Below are 21,158 nucleotides of genomic sequence, written 5' to 3' on the forward strand. Positions count from 1 at the left end.
GACCCCTCGTCGCCTTCGGCCCCGCGCCGCGCACCCAAGGCTCCAACCTCGGCAGCGGAACGCGGTCGCATGCGCTCCTGGTCTTAGGGCGCGATGCACATGGCGTCGGTGCCATCGGTGCAGACCGGCAACGCGCCCGACCGCTCCAGCGCCGCGTTAAGTCGGCCGATGAGCCGGTCCGGCGGCAGCGGCAGCGCAAAGCGCTCGTCTATGGCGAAGTCGTCGATGGCCGCCTGAAGCACCGCCCCCTCCGCCTCGTCGGACGGCTCCAGGTAGTCGAGCGCGCGCAGCGCCGCGACGATGCGCGCATCGTCCTCCTGCGCGTCGCGATCGGAGGCCTGTGCCGTTTCCCGCGGGTCGATGATGCGTGCGGCATCGACCGCGGCGACCTCGAGGTCGCGCGCGCCCTCCGGCGCCGGCTGAGCCGGCTGAGCCTCGTCCGGCTGCGCTCGGCCCACGCCGGTGGCAACTTGCCGCGCCGCGTCGTCGTCGACAGCGGCGGTCGGCTCGGGCCCCGTCGGACGCGGGGCGGAGGCCTCGAGCTCCACCGCACGGGCACGCTCCGCCCGGTCGTCGCGGGAGGCATACGAGGTCGTGGCCGCCTGCGAGGGCGGACCCCGGTCCAGGTCGCGCTGATCGCTGGCCTCGGTTCCGCGAGCCTCGACGGTGCGAGCGGTCGCTGCACGGTCCACCGGCCGCCGCGCCTCCGCGCCGGTCGGGGACGGCGCGGCCTCCGGCGCGGCAGCGCCCTCGGTCGCAGGGGCCTGTCCCGCGGCGACATCGGCGCCCTCGCTGCCCTCACCCGCCGGGAAGCCCACATCAGGGGCGTCGGGACGGGGTGACGGGACGGGCGGCGGTCCGGCATCGACGGCAGCATCCTCGCCGTAGGGCGAGCGGCCGGCGAGCCGCTCCTCGCGGGCGTAGCGTGCGACGTCGAACGGCTCGCCGGCCGGCGGCGTGGCCCCCGCATCGCCGGGATCGCGTGGATCGAACCCCTGCTCGCGCAGCCGCTCGGCGAAGGTGCGCGCGTCGCGCTCCCCGGGCCCCGCGAGCGGCCCAGAGGCCGCCTGCTGTCCCTCCGCTCCCTGACGAAGGTCGCGGGGCGGGGACCCCGACGTGATGAGGATCTCCGGCTCGACGATGAGCCACGCGCGCCCGTCCTCGCTACGGCAGCGGAACCCGTCCACCGCCGAGCGGCCGGCCGCCGAGTCGACGTCGATGCGGTAGCCCCGGCACGGCTGCCCGCCGCTGCGGCGGATGGGGCGGTAGGTGCGCACCGCGACCTGGCCACCCTCCGGGAGGTCGAAGCGATGCACCTCGTTCGTGCGGCCGAAGTCGAGGATGGTGGACAGCCGTGCCTCCATGGCGCGCCGTTCGGCAGCGGTGAGGGGCAGGGCGGACGAAAAGGTCTGGGCGAGTGCCGCGGGGGCGGCCGACGTGGCGAGGGCCGCGACCAACGCGGCCGACACGATGTGCTTCATGCGTGCCTCCTGACGACCAACGGTCTTTCACGCGAATGCTGAGCCCTGAATGAACCGCCCTGCCGCGCGGCACAAGTGCACGCCCGCGGCGCACTCCGCGCCTGCCCGGAGCGGCGCACCGTCCCGGGAGGTCGCCGGAGCTAGGGCGATCGGGCGGTGCGACGCACCTTGGCGGACGGGCCGCGCGGCAGGTAAGCGCCGTCCCCCCTCGTCCCCACCAGCGCCCCGTCGCGCACCATCACCTTGCCGCGCAGGAGCACCGTCCGAGGCAACCCGGTCACCTCGAGCCCCTCGTAGGGCGAGTAGTCCGCCCCGTCGTGCAGGTCCGCGTGCCGGACCGTGGTGCGCGCCGCCGGGTCCCAGATCGCGATGTCCGCGTCCGACCCCACGGCGATGGTGCCCTTCCTCGGGTAGAGCCCGTACGTCTTGGCGTGGTTGGTCGACGTCAGCGCCACGAAGCGGGCCACGTCGATGCGACCCTTCGCGACACCTTCAGAGAACAGGATCGGCAGCCGCGTCTCCACGCCCGGGATGCCGTTCGGGATGTGGCGGAAGTCGCTGCGGCCGGCGGGGTTCAGCTTGCCGCGCTCGTCGTCGTAGCGGAACGGACAGTGGTCCGAGGAGAACAGGTCGAACACCCCGGCCTCGATGCCGCGCCAGATGTTCTCCCACTCCGCCTCGTCCCGCGGCGGCGGCGAGCACACGAACTTGGCACCCTCCCAGTCCATGCCCGCCAGGTCCTTGGCGGTGAGACGGATGTACTGCGGGCACGTCTCGGCGGTCACGTTCATCCCCCGCCGGCGCGCCCGCTCGATCTCCTCCACGGCGGCGCCGTTGGAGACGTGGACGATGACGATGGGCACGTCCACGACCTCGGCCAGCGTGATCGCCCGGTGCGTCGCCTCGCGCTCCACCGCCGTCGGTCGCGTCGTGGCGTGGGAGGCAGGCTCCAGCCGCCCGTCCGCCGCGTGCCGGTCGATGAGGTAGCGGATCGCGTCCTCGTTCTCGCAGTGCACCATCACGAGGGCGCCGGTGCGCCGCGCCGTGTCCATCGTGGCGAGGATCTGCGCGTCGTTCAGCCTCAGCGCCTCGTAGGTCATGAACACCTTGAAGGAGGTGTAGCCGTCGGCGACCGCGGCGGGCAGCTCCTGGCCGAGCACCGCCTCGGTGGGGTCGCTGATGATGAGGTGGAAGGAGACGTCGGTGTAGAGGTTCCCCTCCGCTTTGGCGTGGTACTCGCTGAGCGCCTCGCGCAAGGTGCGGCCGCGCTCCTGCAGGCAGAACGGGAGCACCATCGTGTTGCCGCCGAGGAGCGCCGAGCGCGTCCCCGTCTCGAACGTGTCGGCCATCGTGATGCCCTCGCCGGACGGCTGGTCGATGTGGACGTGGCTGTCGATCCCGCCGGGCAGAACCAGCCTGTCCGTGGCGTCGATCACCTCGGCGCCGGTGAGGCCGCGTCCGAGCGCTGCGACGACGCCGTCCCTGATGCCGATGTCGGCGGCGAACACGTCCGCGGCGGTCGCGACGGTGCCGTTGGCGATGACGATGTCGAAGGGACCCATGGCGTCTCCTCAGTAGCCGCGCGCGCGGTCGACCACGTGCTCCAGCGGCTCGCCGCGCTCTACACGCACGATCTGCGCCAGGATCGCGGCGACGGTGGAGCGCGGGTCGGAGATCGACGCGCAGTGCGGCGTGATGATGAGGTTCGGCGCACCCCACAGCGGGCTGTCGGCCGGCAGCGGCTCGGTGGCGAACACGTCGAGGGAGGCGCCGCGCAGCGCGCCCGAGTGCAGCGCCGCGGCGACGTCCGCCTCGACCTGCACCGCGCCGCGCCCGGCGTTGATAAGCACCGGGCCGATGGCGCTGTCGCGCGACAGCTTGGCGATGAGGTCGGCATCGAGCAGGCCGCGCGTGTCCGGTGTGTGGGGCAGCAGGCAGACGAGGACGTCCGTCGCGGCGAGGAAGTCGTCGAGGCCGCGCGCGCCGACGTGGAGCGTGACGCCGCTGCTGCGGGCCGAGCGCGACCAGCCATGCACCCGGTAGCCGAGCGCGAGGAGCACGGGCGCGGCGTGGCGCGCGAGGGTGCCGTAGCCCATCAGCCCGACGCGAACGTCCCGTGCCGACGGCTGCGGCAGCTCGCGCCACTCGCCTCCGCGCTGGTGCTCGAGGTACTCCAGGGCGCGGCGGTGGTGGGTCATCACCTGGAGCGCCACCCACTCCGTCATGCGCTGGGACAGGTCGTCCGCGACGAGGCGCACCACCGGCACGTCCGGCAAGGTCGGGTCGGCGATGAGCGCGTCGACGCCAGCGCCGCAGTTGAACACCGCCTCCAACCGAGGCAGCGCGGCGAGCGCACCGCGAGGCGGCTGCCACACGATCGCGTACCGGACCGCCTCCGGCTCGTAGTCGTCGCGACCGAGGAGCGCGGCCGGACGATCGGGCGCCATGGTGCGCCAGGCATCGAGCCACTCCTCGGTCTCGGCGGAGGACAGCGTGCCGGTGTCGTGGGTGGGAAGCATGAAGAGCGTCGTCATGTGAGTTGCTTCGCGGATCGCGCACCGCCATGCAAGTGTCGCGCCCTGCGGGGCGATTGACCGCATGCGCGCCCGACAATACCTGTCGCGCCATGGCGAAGCGTCCGATCCTCATCCTTCCCGACCCCATCCTGCGGCGGGTGGCAGCGCCCGTGTCCGTCGTCGATGAGGAGGTGCGCCGCCTCGCCAAAGACATGCTCGAAACGATGTACGAGGCACCCGGCATCGGCCTCGCCGCGCCGCAGGTCGGCGTGTCGCGCCGCATCGTGGTGTGCGACGTCGCGGTGGAGGAGGACGCCGAGCCCGCGCCCATGGTGCTCGTCAACCCTGAGATCGTCGCCGTGTCCGCGGAGGTCGCGGTCTACGAGGAGGGGTGCCTGTCGATCCCGGAGTACACCGAGGACGTGGAGCGCCCGGCGCGCGTCACCGTGCGCTACCTGGACGCCGATGGCGCGCCGCAGGAGGTCGTCGCCGAGGGGCTCCTCGCCACCTGCCTGCAGCACGAGATCGACCACCTCGACGGCGTCCTCTTCATCGACCACCTGTCGCGGCTGAAGCGCGAGCGCATCACCAAGCGCTTCCAGAAGCAGGCGCGCTTCGCTTAAGGGTCACCGCGCCCCCGTCGCGTGCGAGCGGGCGACCGGAGGCACCGATGCTCGTCAGGCCGACCATTTCCCTCGCCGCGCGGACGCGACCGGCCGCCGGGCACGCCGCGGACGCCGAGCGCACGGCAAGCGCCGTCGCCTCCACCCTCGACGCCGACCGCTGAGCGAGGCCCCGATGCGCCTCGTCTTCATGGGCACGCCCCCCTTCGCCGTGCCGACACTGATGGAGGCCGTCGGCCAGGGCCACGAGGTCGCCGCGGTCTACACGCAGCCGCCGCGGCCGGCGGGACGCGGGATGGCCGAGCGCCGCTCGGCCGTGCACGACGCGGCCGCGGCGCTGGGGATCGAGGTGCGCCACCCCGTCCGCCTCGCCGGCGAGCTGGAGCCCCTTGCGGCGCTTCAGCCCGACGCGCTGGTGGTCGTCGCCTACGGGCTCATCCTGCCGGAGCCCGTGCTCGGCGCGGCGCCGCTGGGCGCGTGGAACGTCCACGCCTCGCTCCTGCCGCGCTGGCGCGGTGCGGCGCCCATCGCCCGCGCCGTCATAGCAGGGGACTTGGAGACGGGCGTCGCCGTCATGCGCATGGAGGCCGGGCTCGACACCGGGCCAGTCGCCATGATGGAGGCGACGCCCATCGCGCCGCACGAGACCGCGGGCGACCTCGCCGAGCGGCTCGCCCGCCTCGGCGCCGACCTGATGGCGCGCGCGCTGGGGGGCCTCGAGCGCGGAGCCCTCACCGTGACGCCGCAGCCGGAGGACGGCGTGACGTACGCGCACAAGATCGACAAGGCGGAGGCCCGCATCGACTTCGCCGGCGATGCGGCCAGCGTGCGCGGCCACGTGCACGGCCTCAACCCGATGCCGGGCGCGTGGACGACGCTCGCGCTAAGCGGCCGCGAGGAGCGCCTCAAGGTGCTGCGCGTCGTGGTCGCCGAGGGGGAGGGCGAGCCCGGCACCGTCCTCGACGACGCCCTCACGGTGGCCTGCGGCGCCGGGGCGGTGCGGCTCCTCGAGGTCCAGCGCGCCGGCAAGGCACCCGTCGACGCCGCCGCCTTCCTGCGCGGCGCGTCGGTGCCGGCCGGCACGCGGCTCGGCTGACGCGCCCGCGCCGGCGATGCCGCGCTACAAGCTCGTCATCGAGTACGACGGCGCCCGGTTCGTCGGCTGGCAGCGCCAGCAGACCGGGCGCACCGTGCAGGCAGCGTTGGAGGACGCGGCGGAGGCGCTGTGCGGCGCGCCGACCCGCGTCCACGGCGCCGGCCGCACCGACGCCGGCGTGCACGCCACCGGCCAGGTCGCCCACGTCGACTTCGCACGGGCCTGGTCCGCGGACACCGTGCGCGACGCGATCAACGCGCACCTGCGGCCAGAGCCCGTCGCCGTCGTGTCCGCGGCGCAGGTCGCGGACGACTTCGACGCCCGGCACTCGGCGCGACGACGGCACTACCTCTACCGCATCGTCAATCGCCGCCCGCCGCTGGCGCTCGACCGCCTCGCCTGGCAGGTCCCCGGCGTCGTCGACGCGGACGCGATGTCGGTGGGCGCCGCGCACCTCCTTGGCAGGCACGACTTCACGACCTTCCGCGCGGCGCAGTGCCAGGCGGCGAGCCCGGTGCGCACCCTGGACCGCCTCGCGGTCCACCGCGCCGGCGACCTCGTCACGGTCAGCGCGAGCGCGCGCTCCTTCCTGCACAGCCAGGTGCGCTCGATGGTGGGCACCCTGGTCGAGGCCGGGCTCGGCCGCTGGACGCCCGACGACGTCGCCGTCGCGCTCGCCGCCCGCGCCCGGCCCGCATGTGGCCCCGTCGCCCCCGCCGCCGGCCTCATCCTGACGCGCGTCGACTATGCGTGCGTGGAGGACGGCGAGGACGGCGTGGACGGCACGGCCTCGCCCGGCGATGATCGCGCCGGCGAGGATGCGGGCTTGGGCGAGGGAACGTGATCGAGGTCGTGCTCGGCATCATCGGCGGGTCAGGGCTCTACGACATGCCGGGGCTCGACGGCACCTGGGAGGCCATCGACAGCCCGTGGGGCACGCCGTCCGACGCGGTGCTGCGCGGGCGCCTCGAAGGGACGCGCGTCGTCTTCCTGCCGCGGCACGGTCGGGGCCACGTCCTCGACCCGACGTCGATCAACTACCGAGCCAACGTCGACGTCATGAAGCGCGCCGGTGTGACCGACCTCGTCTCGCTGTCGGCCTGCGGCTCCCTGCGCGAGGACCTGTCACCCGGCACCTTCGTCATCGTCGACCAGTTCATCGACCGCACCTTCGCGCGCGCCAAGACCTTCTTCGGCACGGGCTGCGTCGCCCACGTGTCGATGGCGCATCCGGTGAGCCGCGACCTTGGCGACCGCCTCGAGGCGGCGGCGGAGGCGGTGTCGGTGCCGCTGCACCGCGGTGGCACGTACCTTGCCATGGAGGGTCCGCAGTTCTCCTCACTCGCCGAGTCGCACCTTTATCGCCGGTGGGGGGCGGACGTCATCGGGATGACCAACATGCCTGAGGCCAAGCTCGCGCGGGAGGCGGAGATCGCCTACGCCACTGTCGCCATGGTGACCGACTTCGATTCCTGGCATCCGGATCACGGCGAGGTGGACATCACCGACATCCTTGCCACCATGCGGGCGAACTCGAGCGCCGCGCAGGCGCTCGTGCGTGCCCTTGCGGCAGGGACGCCGGACGTGCGCGAGCCGTGCTCCTTTGGATCGGACACCGCGCTGGAGCACGCGATCATCACCGCGCCCGAGGCGCGCGACCCTGCGCTCCTCGCCAAGCTCGCCGCGGTCGCTGGCCGCGTCCTGCACCGCTGAGCCCGGTGCGACCCGTCGGGCGAAGGGATTGTCGACGGGACGCAGGCGGGCCGCGGCCCGGCTCGCGGCTCGTCCCATGAGCACCGGCGCGGACCTACGCAACCTCGTGCGCTCGATCCCGGACCATCCGAAGCCCGGCATCGTCTTCCGCGACGTCACCACGCTGTTCGGCGACGCGGCCGGCTTCGCCCGCACCGTGACCCTCATCTGCGAGCACGCCACGGGCCGCCCCATCGACCTCGTCGCCGGGATCGACGCGCGCGGCTTCATCCTCGGCGGTGCCGTCGCCACGACGATGGGGCTCGGCTTCGTCCCCATCCGCAAGCGTGGCAAGCTGCCGGCCAAGGTGTTCCGCGAGCCCTACGCGCTGGAGTACGGCAACGACGAGGTCGAGATCCATCAGGACGCGGTGCCGCCCGGCGCGCGCGTCCTCCTCCTCGACGACCTCGTCGCCACGGGCGGCACGGCGCTCGCCGCGATCCGCCTCGTGGAACGTGCCGGCGGCGAGGTGCCGCTGGCCGCCTTCGCCATCGACCTGCCGGACCTTGGCGGAGCGGCGCTGCTGCGCGCGGCGGGCACCGAGGTGTTCGCGGTGATGGCGTTCGAGGGCCACTGACCTCTCCACCCGACCCTGGCCCGGCCTGTTCCACGAGCTTTCGTCTAGCAGGTATGGTGGGTGCCTCGTCGCTTGCACGGGGCTGACCGCGGCAGTAACGTGCGCCATCGCCGTTTCATGTTGATGGGTGAACGATGGCAGTCAGTTATGCACTGCGCAGTTACTGGTGCGCCAGCCGCATGGTCAACGCGCTGACGCCACGCGTCGCGGTGCGTTACTTGAACCCCCGCATCCGGTGGGCGGCCGACGAGCACGAGCGGCGGCTTCTCATGGGCCTCAGGGATCGCGTCCAGGCGGACGAGCGGGCGACGTTCGAGCCGATCGTCCTGCCGCTGCCCCGCCCCGCGGCGCTGGAGGATGCCGCCGCCCGCTGAGGCACGTCCTGTGGTGGTCAGCCGAGGCCGTGCTGCAGCGCGTGGCCGTGCAGCGCGAGGCTCGCCGCGACCGCGACGTTGAGGCTGTCGACGCCGTCGGCGATGCGGATCGCGAGCGGCGTCGCGGCCTGGATCATGGCCTCCGGCAGGCCGGCGCCCTCGGTGCCCAGCAGGAACGCCGAGCGCGGCGCGAGGCCGGTGCGGCCGACCGCGGCGTCCGCCCGGGGCGTCAGCGCGTAGGCGGTGATGCCGGCAGCGGCGAGTGCGGGCACGAGGTCGTTCGGCGCGTCGTAGGTCGGCAACATGAGCGGAGCGCCGGCACCCACGCGGATCGCCTTGCGGTAGAACGGGTGCGCGGTGCCGGCGTCCACCGCGACGCCGACCGCACCGAACGCCGCCGCGCTGCGGTAGATCCCGCCGACGTTGTCGTGGTTCGCGAGGCCGATGAGGACCGGGAGCCGCAACGGTCCGGGCGGCAGCGCCGACAGCGGCACGCGCGCCGGCACCCGCCCCGCCGCGAGGATCCCCCTGTGCAGCGCGAAGCCGGCGATGGCATCAAGCACGTCCTGCGGCGCCACATAGAGCGGCGCCGTGCCGCGCGCTGCGAGCACCGGCAGGCGCGCCGCGCGCGTCTCCTCGACGAGGATCGCGAGCGTCTCCAGCGACGAGCGGGTGAGGAGGACGGTCAGCACCGACAGCCCCTCGGCGATGAAGACGCCGTCGCGGCCGATGCGGTCGCGCTCGCGCACGTCCCGGAACAGGGCGACGACGGGGTCGTCCGGGTCCGCGACGCGCCGCGCGGGCGATGGGATCACCCGGTCTCGAGCTCCTCGCGCTTCATCTCGAGCTCGAGCCAGCGCTCCTCGCCGACGTCGCGCTCGGCCTGGGCGGCGGCGAGCTCGTCGGTGAGCCGCGCGAAGCGTGCCGGGTCGCGCGCGTAAAGGTTCGCGTCCGCGAGGGCGTCGGAGAGGGATGCGATGGTGCGCCCCAGGGCCTCGATCCGAGCCGGCAGGGTGTCCAGGTCGTGCTTCTCGCGGAACGAGAGCTTGCGCTGGACGGGCCGAGGCGCCCCCCGCACCGGCTTGCGCGCTCGCTCGGCGGGGGCGGGCGGTGCCGCGGCGGCCATGACGCCCACGGGCGCCTCGCCGCGCTGGGCCAGCATGTCGGACCAGCCGCCGGCGTACTCGGTCCACCGGCCGTCCCCCTCCGCCACGACGGTCGTCGTCACCGTGCGGTCGAGGAAGTCGCGGTCGTGGCTCACCAGGATCACCGTGGAGTCGGTGTCGGCGATGACCTCGGCGAGGAGGTCCAGCGTCTCGAGGTCGAGGTCGTTGGTGGGCTCGTCGAGGACGAGGACGTTGGACGGCATCGCGAATGCGCGCGCAAGGAGGACGCGGGCGCGCTCGCCGCCCGACAGCGCCCCCACCGGCGTGTTGAACTGCTCGGGCGCGAACAGGAAGTCCTTGAGGTAGCCCGCCACGTGCCGCGAGGCGCCGCCGACGGTCACCGTGTCCGTGCCCGCCGGGCTGACCGCGCGGCGCAGCGGCTCGTCCGGATCGAGCGCCGCGCGACGCTGGTCGATGAGGTTGACCTTGAGGTCCGTGCCGAACGCCACGGTCCCCGCGTCGGGCGCGAGGCGACCGAGGAGCAGGTTGACGAGCGTCGTCTTGCCCACCCCGTTGGGGCCGACGATGCCGAGCCGGTCGCCCCGCATCACCGTGAGCGACAGGTCGCGCACGAGGGTCCGCTCGCCGAACGACTTGATCAGCCCCTCCGCCACCACGAGCCGGCGGCCGGAGCGCTCGGCGTCGGCGAGGCGCATCTCGGCGAGCCCGGTGCGCCCCCGCGCCTCGCGACGCTCGGCGCGCAGCGCCTGCAGCTTGTGGAGGCGCCCCATGTTGCGCTTGCGCCGCGCGGTGACGCCGTAGCGCACCCACGCCTCCTCCGCGGCGATCGTCTTGTCGAGGCGCCGGCGCTCCTCGTCCTCCGCGGCGAGGAGCTGGTCGCGCCAGTCCTCGAAGGCGTCGAACCCGCGGTCCATGCGGTGGGTGCGCCCGCGGTCGAGCCAGACGACGGCGGTGGACAGCGCGTCGAGGAACGCGCGGTCGTGGCTGATGAGGACGAGCGCCTTGCGGCGCGCCCTCAGCGTCGCCTCGAGCCAGGCGATGGCGGCGATGTCGAGGTGGTTGGTCGGCTCGTCGAGGAGGAGGACGTCGGGGTCGGGCGCCAGCGCGTGGGCGAGCGCGGCGCGGCGCACCTCGCCGCCGGACATCGGCCCCGGCGGCGCGTCCGGGTCGAGCCCGAGCGCCTCGAGCGTCGCGCGGACGGCGTGCGGGTCGTCGCCCGGCGCGAGCCCCGTCGTCACGTAGTCCCCGACGCTCGCGTGGGCGGAGAGGTCCGGCTCCTGCGCCAGGTAGCGCACGGTGGCGTCCGGCTGCAGGAAGCGCCGCCCGCCGTCCGCCTCGACCATCCCTGCGGCGATCCTGAGGAGCGTCGACTTGCCGGACCCGTTGCGTCCGACGAGGGCGATGCGATCGCCCGCCCCAAGCTGGAGCGAGGCCTCGGTGAGGAGCGGCGTCCCGCCGAAGGTAAGCGAGACGTCCTGCAAGGTGAGGAGGGGAGGCCGAGCCATTCACGTGGCTTAGGCACGCCGCGAGCGCGCGACAAGTCCACGTCGCAGGAGGCGGCTCGCGGCATGCGGACGCTCGGGCGAGCTTCCGGCACCGATGCGCTGCGCGGGGACGGCGCGGCGCTCCCGCGCTTGACAGCGCCCCAGCACCCTTACCATGAACGCCAACGGAGCCGTCCGCAGGCGGGCGAGGGGGAACCATGGCCAAGCACACGCTCGCCGCGCTCGTCGCCGGTGTCCTCATCGCGGCCTCGGCGGCCCCCGCGCTCAGCGCGACCGCGCTGCGGGTCACCCTCCAGCTTCCGTTGGAGTCGCACCTCGGCCAGAACCTCCTCCTGTTCAAGGAAGAGGTGGAGGCGCTGTCGGAGGGCGAGGTCACCGTCGAGATCGTCGACGGCGCCGAACTCTCCTCGGACAGCGAGCTCCCGGAGGCGGTGGGGTCCGGTCGGATCGAGATGGGCGTCGCCCCGCTCGCCCGCTATGCCGACGAGGTGCCGGCCGTCGGCGTGTTCGCCATGCCGTTCCTGCTCGACACGCAGGAAAAGGTCCGTGCCACGGTGGCGCACGATTCAGAGGTTCGGCGCGTCCTCGAGGAGGCGATCGCCGACACCGGCGCGAAGGTCCTGTGGTGGCAGGCCTACGGTTCGACGGTCCTGTTGTCCGACGGTGGCCCCATCGCGACGCCGGCCGACATGGATGGCAAGACAGTCCGCGTGTTCAGCCGGTGGCTCGGCGAGTGGGTCGAGGCCGTCGGCGGTGCGCCGAGGCTCACCTCGGGGTCCGAGCAGTTGCTCGCCTATGAGCGTGGCACCGTCGACGTCGGCATGACGGGCGTCTCCAGCGTCTTGGCGCGCTCGCTGTGGGACGTGATGGACACGATCACCCGCCTCGACGTCGCCGCCATCGAGTTCGTCGTCGTCGTCAACACGGACTTCTGGGAGGGCCTCACCGAGCAGGAGCAGCTCTGGATCAACGAGGCCGCGACCCGCGCCGAGACGTCCCTACGCGACGCCATCGCCGCCATCGAGGAGGAGGCCTTCGCCCAGGCCGAGGCCAACGGGATGACGATCTACGACCCCAACCCCGAGGAGGTCGAGGCCTGGCGCGAGGCCTCCCGCTCGGTCGTCGACGCGTGGCTCGAGGAGGCCGGCGCGCTCGGCCGACAGGTCTACGAGGCGGCACGGAATTTCTAGCAGGGTGTTGAAGGAAATGCGCGGAGGCACGGGCGGCGTGTGTCTCCACGTGAGGTTCTTTGCTCGAGCCGGAGGGGACAGGCTGTCGCGTCGGGCAGGGGCCAGTCGAACTTGCGCGGCACCGGATGGGAGGCGCTGCCTGCGGCCATCGACGAGGCCTCGCGCCTTGACTGCACCGAGGTCCTGCTGAGCGAGAGGCGCGAGGACCGCATCGCCTTCCTCACGCGCTCTTCGGCCTGCTTCGCCGTCACGGCGGAGCGCGTCAGGACCGACGACGGTTCCGCCCGTCGAAGCTTCGCCTTCCGCGACGCGTCGAGGGCCGACAGCCGTGCACGGTGAGCGGACGAGAAATCCATACGGCGGGACGGCGTGCCAGCCAGCGGAGGGAGGGTCGCGACCCTCCCTCCGCTGGCTTGGCTCAACGCACCACGTGGACGATGCGGCGCGAGGACGGCTCCACCAGCACCGGCGTGCCGTTGATGTTGACGTAGCGGTACTCCGACTGGGGCACCTCGTAGAGCGTCACCTCGGCGGGCACGCCGGCGCCGACCACCGCCTCGCCCTCGAGGTAGACCGGCTCGCGCGGGTTCTGCCTGACGTAGACGACCTGGTCATCCGAGACGTCGAACGTCTGCGAGCCCGCCACCGCTCCGCTGCGCGCGCCCTCTCCGGCACCCTCGAACCCCCCCGTGACCGCTCCGACGGTGCCCCCGATCAACGCGCCGGTGATGGCGCCCGCGGTGTTGCCCACGGCGTCGATGGTGTTCGCCGCGATGGACGGGACGAGCCCGCGCTCCTGCTCGACGACGACGGTGCCCGCCCGGCCCGGCACCACGAGGTACTGCGCGTAGGAGTAGCCGGTGGCGCTGCCGTAGCTGACCTCGCACCAGGGGGCGCCCTCGACGCAGCCGTTGATGACGACGTCCTCGCCCTCGGGAATGGTCGTGATGACGGCGTAGTTGCTGCCGGGCCCCTCACGAAGGTTGAGGTCCGTCGTCACCGCGCCGGCGGTTTGCGCGAGCGCCGCGGCGGGGACGAAGGCGGCGGCAAGGATCGCGCCGCGGATGCCCTGATTGCCCATCGTAACCTCCTAGGTTGAGCGACGGGAAAACCAAGGCGGAGCCACGTTGGTTCCCAACGCCTGTGACGTCGCGTCCGCAACGGGGGTTCGCCGGCAGGGACCACACGCCCGGTCAGGGCTCCAGCTCGGTGTCCCAATACAAGAAGTCGAGCCAGCTCTCGTGGAGGTAGTTCGGTGGGAACAGCCGCCCGTTGTTGTGCAGGTCTTGCACGGTGGGACGGTACGGGTGTTGGCGCGGAAACATCTCCGCCACACGGCAGCTCTTGTTCCCCTTCCTAAGGTTGCAAGGCGAGCAGGCGGTGACGACGTTGTCCCACGTCGTGAGCCCGCCCCTCGAGCGGGGGACGAGGTGGTCGAAGGTGAGGTCCTCGAGCGCGCTGCAGTACTGGCACTCGAACCGGTCTCGCAGGAACACGTTGAACCGGGTGAAGGCCGGGAACCGCGCCGGACGGATGTACGTCTTGAGTGAGACGACCGACGGCAGCCGCATGCGAAAGGACGGGCTGCGGACCTCCGCGGCGTACTCTGAGACGATGTTGACGCGGTCGAGGAACACCGCCTTGATGGCGTCCTGCCAGGACCACAGGGAGAGCGGGTAGTAGCTTAGCGGCCGGTAGTCCGCGTTCAGCACCAGCGTGGCGTGCGCATCGGGATGCACCGCGATCGTCAACCGACTAGCTCCGTCTTCCTTGATTCGCGGTGCAGCTCAAGCCACGCCTTATCGTGCGCCAACGTGACGGTCTTGTGAAGCCCATGGCACGTTCCCGTTGATGCGGTTCAAGGTTTCTCGCTCGTCGGCAGGTGCCGACGCAGGTGATCGCCGGCCATGCTGAGGCCCTCCTGATCGATGCCATGGGCAAGGCCGGGACGGAAGTGCCACTCGACCGGCACCCCGGCTCCGCCGAGCGACTGGGCCGCCTGCAGCGTGAAGGCAGCGGGCAAGAGCTCGTCGTGCGTGCCGTGGATCAGGAGCGTCGGCGCGGGCTGCAGGTCCCGTGGCTCCTCTTCGGCGCACAGCCCTGAGAAGCCCACCACTGCCGCCACCGGCCGCGGCCTGCGGTAGGCGACGTGGAGCGCCATCATCGTGCCCTGGCTGAAGCCGACCAGCGCGAGGTCGGCGTCGGCGAGCCCGTAGCGCGCGAGCTCGGTGTCGAGGAAGCGGTCGAGCGCCGGCGCAGCGGCGGCGACGCCGCGACGGTACTCGGCGGGATCACGCATGGTGAGCGGGAACCATTCGCGCCCGCCCATCGACGTCACGCCCGGCGCGTCGGGGGACAGGAACTGGGCGTCCGGCAGCGCGCGGGCGAACACGTCGGCAAGCGCGATGAGGTCGGAGCCGTCGGCGCCGTAGCCGTGCACGAACACCACGAGGTGGCGTGGCGGGCGGCCGGAGCGCGGCGGCTTGCGCGGTCCCGACAGGGTCACAGCGGCGCGCCCTCGGGCACCGCCGTCTGCCCGACCGTGGTCGCCGGACGGTCGAGCCGGTAGACCGCCCACATCAGCCGTGCCGCCGTGGAGCGGTCCGGCGACCAGCGCGCGGCGATGGCGTCGAGCGCGTCGGGCGCCGGCTCCTCACCGAGCCCGAGGGCACGCTGGGCGCCGCGCCGCACAGCGAGGTCGCCCACCGGGAAGACGTCCGGATGGCCGGCGCAGAACATGAGGTAGAGGTCCGCGCTCCAGCGCCCGATGCCGCGGATCGCCTCGAGGCTGGTCCGTGCCTCCTCGGCGGGCAGCTCGGCGAGCGCTGCAAGGTCGAGCCCGCCGGCGACGGCCCCGGCGACGGCGCGGAACGTCGCCGCCTTCTGCCTCGACAAGCCCGCCGCGCGCAGCACCCCGTCGTCCGCGGTGAGGATTGCCTCCGCGGTGAGCGGATCGAAGGCGCGGCAGACCTTGGCGTAGACCGCGGCAGCCGACTGGGTCGAGAGCTGCTGGCCCGCCACGATGCGGCACATCCCCGCGAAGTCGGCGTCGAACAGGCGCAACGGCACGTCCTCGACGCCCGCGCGCGCGGCGGCGAGGAGCGGGTCGGCGGCGCCGAGGCGATCGAGCGCTGCTGCGATGTCCGCCTCGGTGCGTATCCGATCCATGGGGCGGACCCTCGCAGGGCGCGTGGGCCTGCGCAAGGCGCGTGGGCCTGCGCAAGGCGCCAAACGCCCGCGGAACGCTCGGCCCGTCGTGGCCACGGGCCGTGGCCTCGGGCAGTGTCGCCCCATGCTGCGCTTCGCACCGAGCCCCAACGGCCCGCTCCACCTCGGCCACGCGCTGTCGGCGCTCGCCAACGAGAGGATGGCCGCCGCCGTGGGTCGACCGCTGACCCTGCGCATGGAGGACATCGACACGGCGCGCTGCCGGCCGCAGTACACGGCCGCCATCCTCGCCGACCTCGAATGGCTCGGCATCGCCTGGATGCCGCCCCTGGTGCGGCAGAGCGAGCGGTTCGCGCACTACCACGACGCGCTCGACGCGCTGGCGCGCCGCGGCCTCGTGGCGCCCTCGTTCGCGACGCGGCGCGAGGTCGCCGACCACGCGCGCCGGGTTGGGGTACCGCGCGATCCCAACGGCGCACCGCGCTTTCCCGGTGACGCAGCGGTGATCGGCGAGGCCGAGGCGGCCCGGCGTCGCCGCACCGGCGAGCCCGCAGCCTGGCGGCTTGTGATGGCCCGGGCCGCGGCACTGACGGGCGAGGCTGGCTGGACCGAGGTCGACGAGGATGGACGCAACCCGCGCACCGTCGCCGGCGACGCGCTCGCGTGGGGCGACGTCATCCTCGCCCGCAAGGAGGTGCCGACGAGCTACCACCTCGCCGCGGTGGTGGACGACGGCGCGGACGGCGCGACGCACGTGGTGCGTGGCGCAGACCTGTTCGCCGCCACGGCGGTCCATCGCGTCCTGCAGCGCCTGCTCGATCTGTCGGCACCACTTTATCGTCACCACGGCCTGGTGTTCGGGCCGGACGGCCGCAAGCTGTCGAAGTCGAACGGGGCGACCAGCTTGGCAGCCCTGCGCGAGGCCGGTGTCGGACCGGACGAGGTCCGGCGCACCGCGCTCGCCGCCGAGGTGCGCGCGCACCTCGCCGCGCCAACGCCCCGCGAACGCTGCTGAGGCAACCGGCGCCGAAGCCGTCACGGCGCCGGGACGGTTTGCGCAGGCTGCGTCGTTCCGTAAGAAGGAGCCGTCGTTCCATGGAGCACGCCGATGCCCTCACTCCTCCTCCTCGCCGGTGATGGCATCGGGCCCGAGATCACGGACGCCACGAAGCGCGTGATCGAGCACTTCAACACTGCGGGTGCCGGGTTCGAACTCGTCGAGGGGCTCGTCGGCGGCGCCGCCTATGATGCGGTGGGAACGCCCTTCCCCGAGGAGACGCTGCAGAAGGCGGAGGCGACCGACGCGATCCTGTTCGCCGCGGTCGGCGGGCCGCAGTACGACCACCTCGCCTACGACGAGCGGCCGGAGGCCGGGCTCCTCGGCCTGCGCAAGCACTTCGACCTGTTCGCCAACATCCGCCCGGCCATCGTCTACCCGGCGCTCGCCGACGCCTCGTCGCTGAAGCGGGAGGTGGTGGAGGGGCTCGACATCATCATCCTGCGCGAGCTCACCGGTGGGGTGTACTTCGGTGAGCCGAAGACCATCGAGGACATCGGCAATGGCCAGAAGCGCGCCGTCGATACCCAGGTCTACGACACCTTCGAGATCGAGCGCATCGCCCGCGCCGCCTTCGACCTCGCCCGCGCGCGGCGCGGCAAGGTGACGTCCATGGAGAAGCGCAACGTCATGAAGACGGGCGTCCTGTGGCGCGAGGTGGTCGAGGCGACGCACCGCCAGGGCTACGAGGACGTGGCGCTCGACCACATGCTCGCCGACGCCGGGGCGATGCAGCTCGTGCGCGACCCCAAGCAGTTCGACGTCGTGGTGACGGACAACCTGTTCGGCGACATGCTGTCGGACGTCGCCGCCCAGCTCACAGGCTCGCTCGGGATGCTGCCGTCCGCCTCGCTCGGCGCGGTCGACGAGCGCACCGGCCGGCGCCGCGCGATGTACGAGCCCGTGCACGGCTCCGCGCCGGACATCGCGGGGCGCGGCATCGCCAACCCCATCGCGATGATCGCCTCGTTCGGCATGGCGCTGCAGTACTCCTTCGCCATGCTGGACGAGGCTCGCGCGCTGGACGCCGCCATCGCCGCGGCGCTCGAGGATGGCGTGCGCACCGCCGACATCGCCGCGGGCGGCCCGTCGGTCGACACCAAGGGGATGACCGACGCCATCCTCGCCCATCTCCAGCGCGCCGCCTGATGCAGGGCGTCGCCCTCGGCGTGCTGCTCGCGCTCGGTTTCGTCACCGTCGCCTCCGCCCAGTCGTTCGACGACGTGCGGTGGCAGTACCGCCCGCTCCTCGTCTTCGCGCCGCCGGGAAGCGAGGCCAGGGTGCGCCAGCTCGACCTGTTGACGGCGGACGAGGCGCTGGTGCGCGACCTGCGCCTCGCCGTCTACCTCATCGAGCCGCGCCGCATCGAGGCCCGCCTCGGCGCACCGAAGATCGGCACCGATGCGGCAACCCTGCGCCGTCGCTTCGGCGTGCCGGCCGGCGCCTTCCGCGCCGTGCTCGTCGGCCTCGACGGCAGCGCCAAGCTCACCGCGCGCGAGCCCATCGCGCTGGAGCGGCTCGAGGCGACGATCAACGCGATGCCCATGCGCCGGCGCGAGCTGCGCCAGCGCAGCCCGGCGGGCTGATGGCGGCGGACGTCGCCGCGCTGCAACCGATCGCTCCCTGACTTTCTCCATACGGGGACCGGCCGCTGCAGCGGCGGCCCTGCGAAGGTGCCCATGGCCCTCAACGACAACGCCCGCGGCGCCCTCATGATGTCGGTCGCCATGGTCGGCTTCGCCGTCAACGACGCGCTAATGAAGCTCGCGTTCGAGGCCGTCCCCCTGGGCCAGGGCCTCCTCGTGCGCGGCATCGTGGCGGCGATCCTGGTCGCGCTCATCGCGCACCGCGCGGGCGCGCTGGCGTTCCGGCCGAACCGGCGCGAGGCGGCCGCGCTCAGCCTCCGCATGCTCGGCGAGATCGGTGGGGTGCTGACCTTCCTGACGGCGCTCCAGCGCCTGCCCCTCGCCGAGGCGAGCGCCATCCTCCAGGCGACCCCGCTCGCGGTGACGATGGCCGCTGCGCTGTTGCTGTCCGAGCCCGTCGGATGGCGGCGCTGGTCGGCCATCGTGGTGGGCTTCGTCGGCGTCCTCGTCATGGTTCGGCCGGGCGGCGAGGCGTTCACCTGGTGGACGCTGCTGCCCGTCGCGACCGTCGCCTGCGTCACAGTGCGCGACCTGGCGACCCGGACGATGAGCCGGGCGACGCCGAGCCTCTTCGCGGCGACGACCACGGCGGTCGGGGTGACGCTTGCGGGCATGTTGGTGATGCCGTTCGATGAGCCGGCTCCGTGGACGGGCACGGCGTTCGCCGCGTGCGTCGGCGCCGGGCTCGCCTCGGTGGTCGGCTACATCCTCATCGTGAGCGCCATACGCATCGGCGACGTGTCGACCGTGGCGCCGTTCCGCTACACGGTGCTCCTGTACGCGCTGATCCTCGGCTACCTGGTGTTCGGCGAGGTGCCGGATGGTGCGACGCTCCTCGGCGCCGCCATCATCGTCGCGGCCGGGCTCTACACCTTGTGGCGCGAGCAGGTGCTGGGTCGCCGCCGCATCGCCGCCACCGCCCCGACGCGACCGACGGCGGACGCCGAGCCGGACGCGTAGCCGGTGGAGCCAACCCCGCAGCCGCGCAAGGCGCTCCCATGTCCAACGCCCTCGTGCCCGAGTTCGCCGTCAGCGACTGGCAACGCAGCTTGACGTTCTACGCCCGGCTGGGGTTCGAAACTGCCTACACGCGGCCCGAGGAGGGCTTTGCCTTCCTCCGCCTCGGCGAGGCAGAGCTGATGATCGATGAGATCGGGCTCGGCCGCACCTTCGATGAAGGGCACGCACCGACCGACTACCCGTTCGGACGGGGCGTGAACCTGCAGATCCGTGTGCCCTGCGTCGCGCCGCTCGTCGCGGCACTCAGCGCCAAAGGCATCGCGTTGTTCCTGCCCTTGGAGGACCGCTGGTACCGCGTCGGCGAGGAGGAGGCCGGCAACCGCCAGTTCGTCGTCGCAGACCCTGACGGCTACCTGCTACGCTTCGTCGAGGAGCTCGGCCGCCGACCGGCAGCGCCACGCGGCGGTCCCTAGAGCATCCGGTAGGCCGGCAGCGTGAGGAAGGGGGCGAGGTCGTCCGCGGTGGAGAGGTCGCGGAAGAGCGCGATCGCCTCGTCGAAGCGACCACCGTCGTAGACCTCCGCGCCGACCTCCTCGCGCACCGTCGTCATCTCCTCGGTAAGGCAGCGGTCGAACAGCGCGCGGTCCACCGTCTGCCCGTCGGCGAGCGTCGCGCCGTACTTCAGCCACTGCCACAGCTGCGAGCGCGAGATCTCCGCCGTCGCCGCGTCCTCCATTAGGTTGTAGAGCGGCACCGCCCCGCGCCCGCGCAGCCACGCCTCGATGTACTGGACGCCGACGCGGATGCAGTCGCGCACGCCGGCCTCCGTCTTGTCGCCCTCGTGCACCTCGAGGAGCTCCCCCTGGCCGACGTCGACGTCGTCGCGCTGGCGGTCGACCTGGTTGGGCTCGGGCATCACGCGGTTGAACACCTCCATGGCGACGGGCACCAGGTCGGGGTGCGCCACCCACGTGCCGTCGTGCCCGTCCATCGCCTCGCGCTCCTTGTCGGCGCGCACCTTCTCGAGCGCCTCGGCGTTCGCCGCCTCGTCGCGCCGGCTCGGGATCTGCGCGGCCATGCCGCCCATGGCGAAGGCGCCGCGCCGGTGGCACTGCTTGATGAGGAGGAGCGAGTAGGCCCGCAGGAAGGCCCTGCCCATCACCACCTGGCTGCGGTCCGGCAGCACGAACTCGGGCTTGGCCTGCAGCGTCTTGATGAACGAGAAGATGTAGTCCCAGCGACCGCAGTTCAGCCCGACGATGTGGTCGCGCAGGGCGTAGAGGATCTCGTCCATCTGGAACGCCGCGGGCAGCGTCTCGATGAGGATCGTGGCCTTGATGGTGCCCAGGGGGATCCCGAGCGCCTCCTGCGCGTGGACGAACACGTCGTTCCACAGCGCCGCCTCGCGATGGGACTCGAGCTTGGGAAGGTAGAAGTAGGGCCCGGTCCCAGCGTCGATCTGACGCTTGGCGTTGTGGAAGAGGTAGAGCCCGAAGTCGACCAGTGACCCCGACATCACCTCGCCGTCGACGAGGATGTGCTCCTCCGGCAAGTGCCAGCCGCGCGGGCGCACCAGGAGGACGGCGGGAGTGTCCGACAGCTTGTAGTCGCGGCCGCGCTCGTCGGTGAAGTCGATGGCGCCGGCCCAGCGGTCCATGAGGTTGACCTGGCCGTCCATCAGGTTGGCCCAGGTGGGCGAGGAGGCGTCCTCGAAGTCGGCCATGAAGACCTTGGCGCCGCAGTTGAGCGCGTTGACGATCATCTTGCGGTCGACGGGTCCGGTGATCTCCACGCGCCGGTCCTGGAGGTCGGCGGGGATCGGCGCGACGGTCCAGTCCCCCTCGCGGATCGAGGCGGTCTCGGGGTCGAAGTCGGGCAGCGCGCCGGCGTCGAACTCGGCTTGGCGGGCCCGGCGGGCGGCGAGGAGCTCAGCGCGGCGCTGCTGGAAGGCGCGGTGCAGTCCTGCGAGGAAGGCGAGCGCGTCGTCCGTCAGCACCTTGTCGTAGCGCGGCTTCATCTCGCCAGTGATCTCGACACCTTCGGCCACGTCGTCCCCCGTTCCGTCGTTCCAACGCCGTCGGCGCGC

Annotated in this window: 23 protein-coding genes; 13 read left to right on the forward strand and 10 right to left on the reverse strand. The window is 72.7% G+C overall.

The genetic code is table 11. The features are described 5' to 3' along the window. Positions 1–83: 83 nt before the first annotated feature. The 3 genes from ACOOE8_RS12585 to ACOOE8_RS12595 all read right to left on the reverse strand — a co-directional run bounded on the left by ACOOE8_RS12585 (position 84) and on the right by ACOOE8_RS12595 (position 4,015). Positions 84–1,481: a hypothetical protein gene (locus ACOOE8_RS12585; protein WP_420391796.1), complete on the reverse strand. Its 1,398-nt coding sequence runs from the start codon at positions 1,479–1,481 to the stop codon at positions 84–86. A 140-nt stretch (positions 1,482–1,621) separates the two neighbouring features. Further along, on the reverse strand, positions 1,622–3,043 hold the full coding sequence (hydA, locus tag ACOOE8_RS12590) for a dihydropyrimidinase (RefSeq protein WP_420391797.1): 1,422 nt from the start codon (positions 3,041–3,043) through the stop codon (positions 1,622–1,624). Between the two features lie 9 nt (positions 3,044–3,052). Continuing rightward, complete coding sequence (locus ACOOE8_RS12595; RefSeq protein ID WP_420391798.1) at positions 3,053–4,015, reverse strand: 2-hydroxyacid dehydrogenase; 963 nt, start codon at positions 4,013–4,015, stop codon at positions 3,053–3,055. A gap of 92 nt (positions 4,016–4,107) precedes the next feature. On the opposite strand from ACOOE8_RS12595, the gene def reads away from it, so the two are divergent. From def to ACOOE8_RS12625, 6 genes are all read left to right on the forward strand, one after another. Further along, positions 4,108–4,620 carry a peptide deformylase gene (gene def / locus ACOOE8_RS12600; protein ID WP_420391799.1) on the forward strand — a complete coding sequence of 171 codons (513 nt, stop codon included), beginning with the start codon at positions 4,108–4,110 and terminating at the stop codon, positions 4,618–4,620. Positions 4,621–4,795: 175 nt separating this feature from the next. Further along, the gene (gene fmt / locus ACOOE8_RS12605) at positions 4,796–5,716 is read left to right on the forward strand and encodes a methionyl-tRNA formyltransferase (protein ID WP_420391800.1); all 921 of its coding nucleotides are present in this window, start codon (positions 4,796–4,798) and stop codon (positions 5,714–5,716) included. A gap of 16 nt (positions 5,717–5,732) precedes the next feature. Beyond that, the gene (truA, locus tag ACOOE8_RS12610) at positions 5,733–6,560 is read left to right on the forward strand and encodes a tRNA pseudouridine(38-40) synthase TruA (RefSeq protein ID WP_420391801.1); all 828 of its coding nucleotides are present in this window, start codon (positions 5,733–5,735) and stop codon (positions 6,558–6,560) included. Then, positions 6,557–7,429 (forward strand): S-methyl-5'-thioadenosine phosphorylase, encoded by an 873-nt coding sequence (locus ACOOE8_RS12615; protein ID WP_420391802.1) that lies wholly within the window; start codon positions 6,557–6,559, stop codon positions 7,427–7,429. The genes truA and ACOOE8_RS12615 overlap by 4 nt, the downstream gene beginning before the upstream one ends. Before the next feature lie 76 nt (positions 7,430–7,505). Next, positions 7,506–8,045, forward strand: a complete 540-nt coding sequence (locus ACOOE8_RS12620; RefSeq protein WP_420391803.1) for an adenine phosphoribosyltransferase — start codon at positions 7,506–7,508, stop codon at positions 8,043–8,045. 134 nt (positions 8,046–8,179) lie between these two features. Next, positions 8,180–8,419 carry a hypothetical protein gene (locus ACOOE8_RS12625; protein WP_420391804.1) on the forward strand — a complete coding sequence of 80 codons (240 nt, stop codon included), beginning with the start codon at positions 8,180–8,182 and terminating at the stop codon, positions 8,417–8,419. A 17-nt stretch (positions 8,420–8,436) separates the two neighbouring features. Here the strand turns inward: ACOOE8_RS12625 and ACOOE8_RS12630 are convergent, their stop codons facing one another. Continuing rightward, positions 8,437–9,234, reverse strand: a complete 798-nt coding sequence (locus tag ACOOE8_RS12630) for a TrmH family RNA methyltransferase (RefSeq protein ID WP_420391805.1) — start codon at positions 9,232–9,234, stop codon at positions 8,437–8,439. Continuing rightward, positions 9,231–11,051, reverse strand: a complete 1,821-nt coding sequence (locus ACOOE8_RS12635) for an ABC-F family ATP-binding cassette domain-containing protein (RefSeq protein ID WP_420391806.1) — start codon at positions 11,049–11,051, stop codon at positions 9,231–9,233. Before ACOOE8_RS12635 ends, ACOOE8_RS12630 begins: the two co-directional genes overlap by 4 nt. 197 nt (positions 11,052–11,248) lie before the next feature. Between ACOOE8_RS12635 and dctP the strand changes: the two genes are divergently transcribed. After that, the gene (dctP, locus tag ACOOE8_RS12640) at positions 11,249–12,241 is read left to right on the forward strand and encodes a TRAP transporter substrate-binding protein DctP (RefSeq protein WP_420391807.1); all 993 of its coding nucleotides are present in this window, start codon (positions 11,249–11,251) and stop codon (positions 12,239–12,241) included. A 111-nt stretch (positions 12,242–12,352) separates the two neighbouring features. Continuing rightward, on the forward strand, positions 12,353–12,580 hold the full coding sequence (locus ACOOE8_RS12645; RefSeq protein WP_420391808.1) for a hypothetical protein: 228 nt from the start codon (positions 12,353–12,355) through the stop codon (positions 12,578–12,580). Between the two features lie 79 nt (positions 12,581–12,659). Here the strand turns inward: ACOOE8_RS12645 and ACOOE8_RS12650 are convergent, their stop codons facing one another. From ACOOE8_RS12650 to ACOOE8_RS12665, 4 genes are all read right to left on the reverse strand, one after another. Next, on the reverse strand, positions 12,660–13,322 hold the full coding sequence (locus ACOOE8_RS12650) for a DUF1236 domain-containing protein (protein WP_420391809.1): 663 nt from the start codon (positions 13,320–13,322) through the stop codon (positions 12,660–12,662). 112 nt (positions 13,323–13,434) lie between these two features. Next, positions 13,435–13,992 (reverse strand): HNH endonuclease, encoded by a 558-nt coding sequence (locus tag ACOOE8_RS12655; RefSeq protein ID WP_420391810.1) that lies wholly within the window; start codon positions 13,990–13,992, stop codon positions 13,435–13,437. Positions 13,993–14,099: 107 nt separating this feature from the next. Beyond that, positions 14,100–14,747 (reverse strand): alpha/beta hydrolase, encoded by a 648-nt coding sequence (locus ACOOE8_RS12660; protein ID WP_420391811.1) that lies wholly within the window; start codon positions 14,745–14,747, stop codon positions 14,100–14,102. Continuing rightward, a complete protein-coding gene (locus ACOOE8_RS12665; RefSeq protein WP_420391812.1) occupies positions 14,744–15,409 on the reverse strand; it encodes a DNA-3-methyladenine glycosylase family protein in 666 nt (221 codons plus the stop codon). The genes ACOOE8_RS12660 and ACOOE8_RS12665 overlap by 4 nt, the downstream gene beginning before the upstream one ends. Positions 15,410–15,533: 124 nt before the next feature. Between ACOOE8_RS12665 and gluQRS the strand changes: the two genes are divergently transcribed. The 5 genes from gluQRS to ACOOE8_RS12690 all read left to right on the forward strand — a co-directional run bounded on the left by gluQRS (position 15,534) and on the right by ACOOE8_RS12690 (position 19,545). Then, entirely contained in the window at positions 15,534–16,424 is an 891-nt protein-coding gene (gene gluQRS, locus ACOOE8_RS12670) for a tRNA glutamyl-Q(34) synthetase GluQRS (RefSeq protein WP_420391813.1), read from the forward strand. Positions 16,425–16,517: 93 nt separating this feature from the next. Then, positions 16,518–17,615, forward strand: a complete 1,098-nt coding sequence (gene leuB / locus ACOOE8_RS12675; RefSeq protein ID WP_420391814.1) for a 3-isopropylmalate dehydrogenase — start codon at positions 16,518–16,520, stop codon at positions 17,613–17,615. Continuing rightward, positions 17,615–18,052 carry a DUF4174 domain-containing protein gene (locus ACOOE8_RS12680; protein ID WP_420391815.1) on the forward strand — a complete coding sequence of 146 codons (438 nt, stop codon included), beginning with the start codon at positions 17,615–17,617 and terminating at the stop codon, positions 18,050–18,052. The genes leuB and ACOOE8_RS12680 overlap by 1 nt, the downstream gene beginning before the upstream one ends. A gap of 93 nt (positions 18,053–18,145) precedes the next feature. Continuing rightward, entirely contained in the window at positions 18,146–19,072 is a 927-nt protein-coding gene (locus ACOOE8_RS12685) for a DMT family transporter (RefSeq protein ID WP_420391816.1), read from the forward strand. Between the two features lie 38 nt (positions 19,073–19,110). Continuing rightward, positions 19,111–19,545 (forward strand): bleomycin resistance protein, encoded by a 435-nt coding sequence (locus ACOOE8_RS12690; RefSeq protein ID WP_420391817.1) that lies wholly within the window; start codon positions 19,111–19,113, stop codon positions 19,543–19,545. Here the strand turns inward: ACOOE8_RS12690 and aceB are convergent. Beyond that, the gene (gene aceB / locus ACOOE8_RS12695) at positions 19,542–21,119 is read right to left on the reverse strand and encodes a malate synthase A (protein ID WP_420391818.1); all 1,578 of its coding nucleotides are present in this window, start codon (positions 21,117–21,119) and stop codon (positions 19,542–19,544) included. The two genes, ACOOE8_RS12690 and aceB, sit on opposite strands and share 4 nt — an antisense overlap. Between the last annotated feature and the right edge of the window lie 39 nt (positions 21,120–21,158).

This window comes from Acuticoccus sp. (assembly GCF_965213555.1).
Classification (GTDB): Bacteria; Pseudomonadota; Alphaproteobacteria; order Rhizobiales; family Amorphaceae; genus Acuticoccus.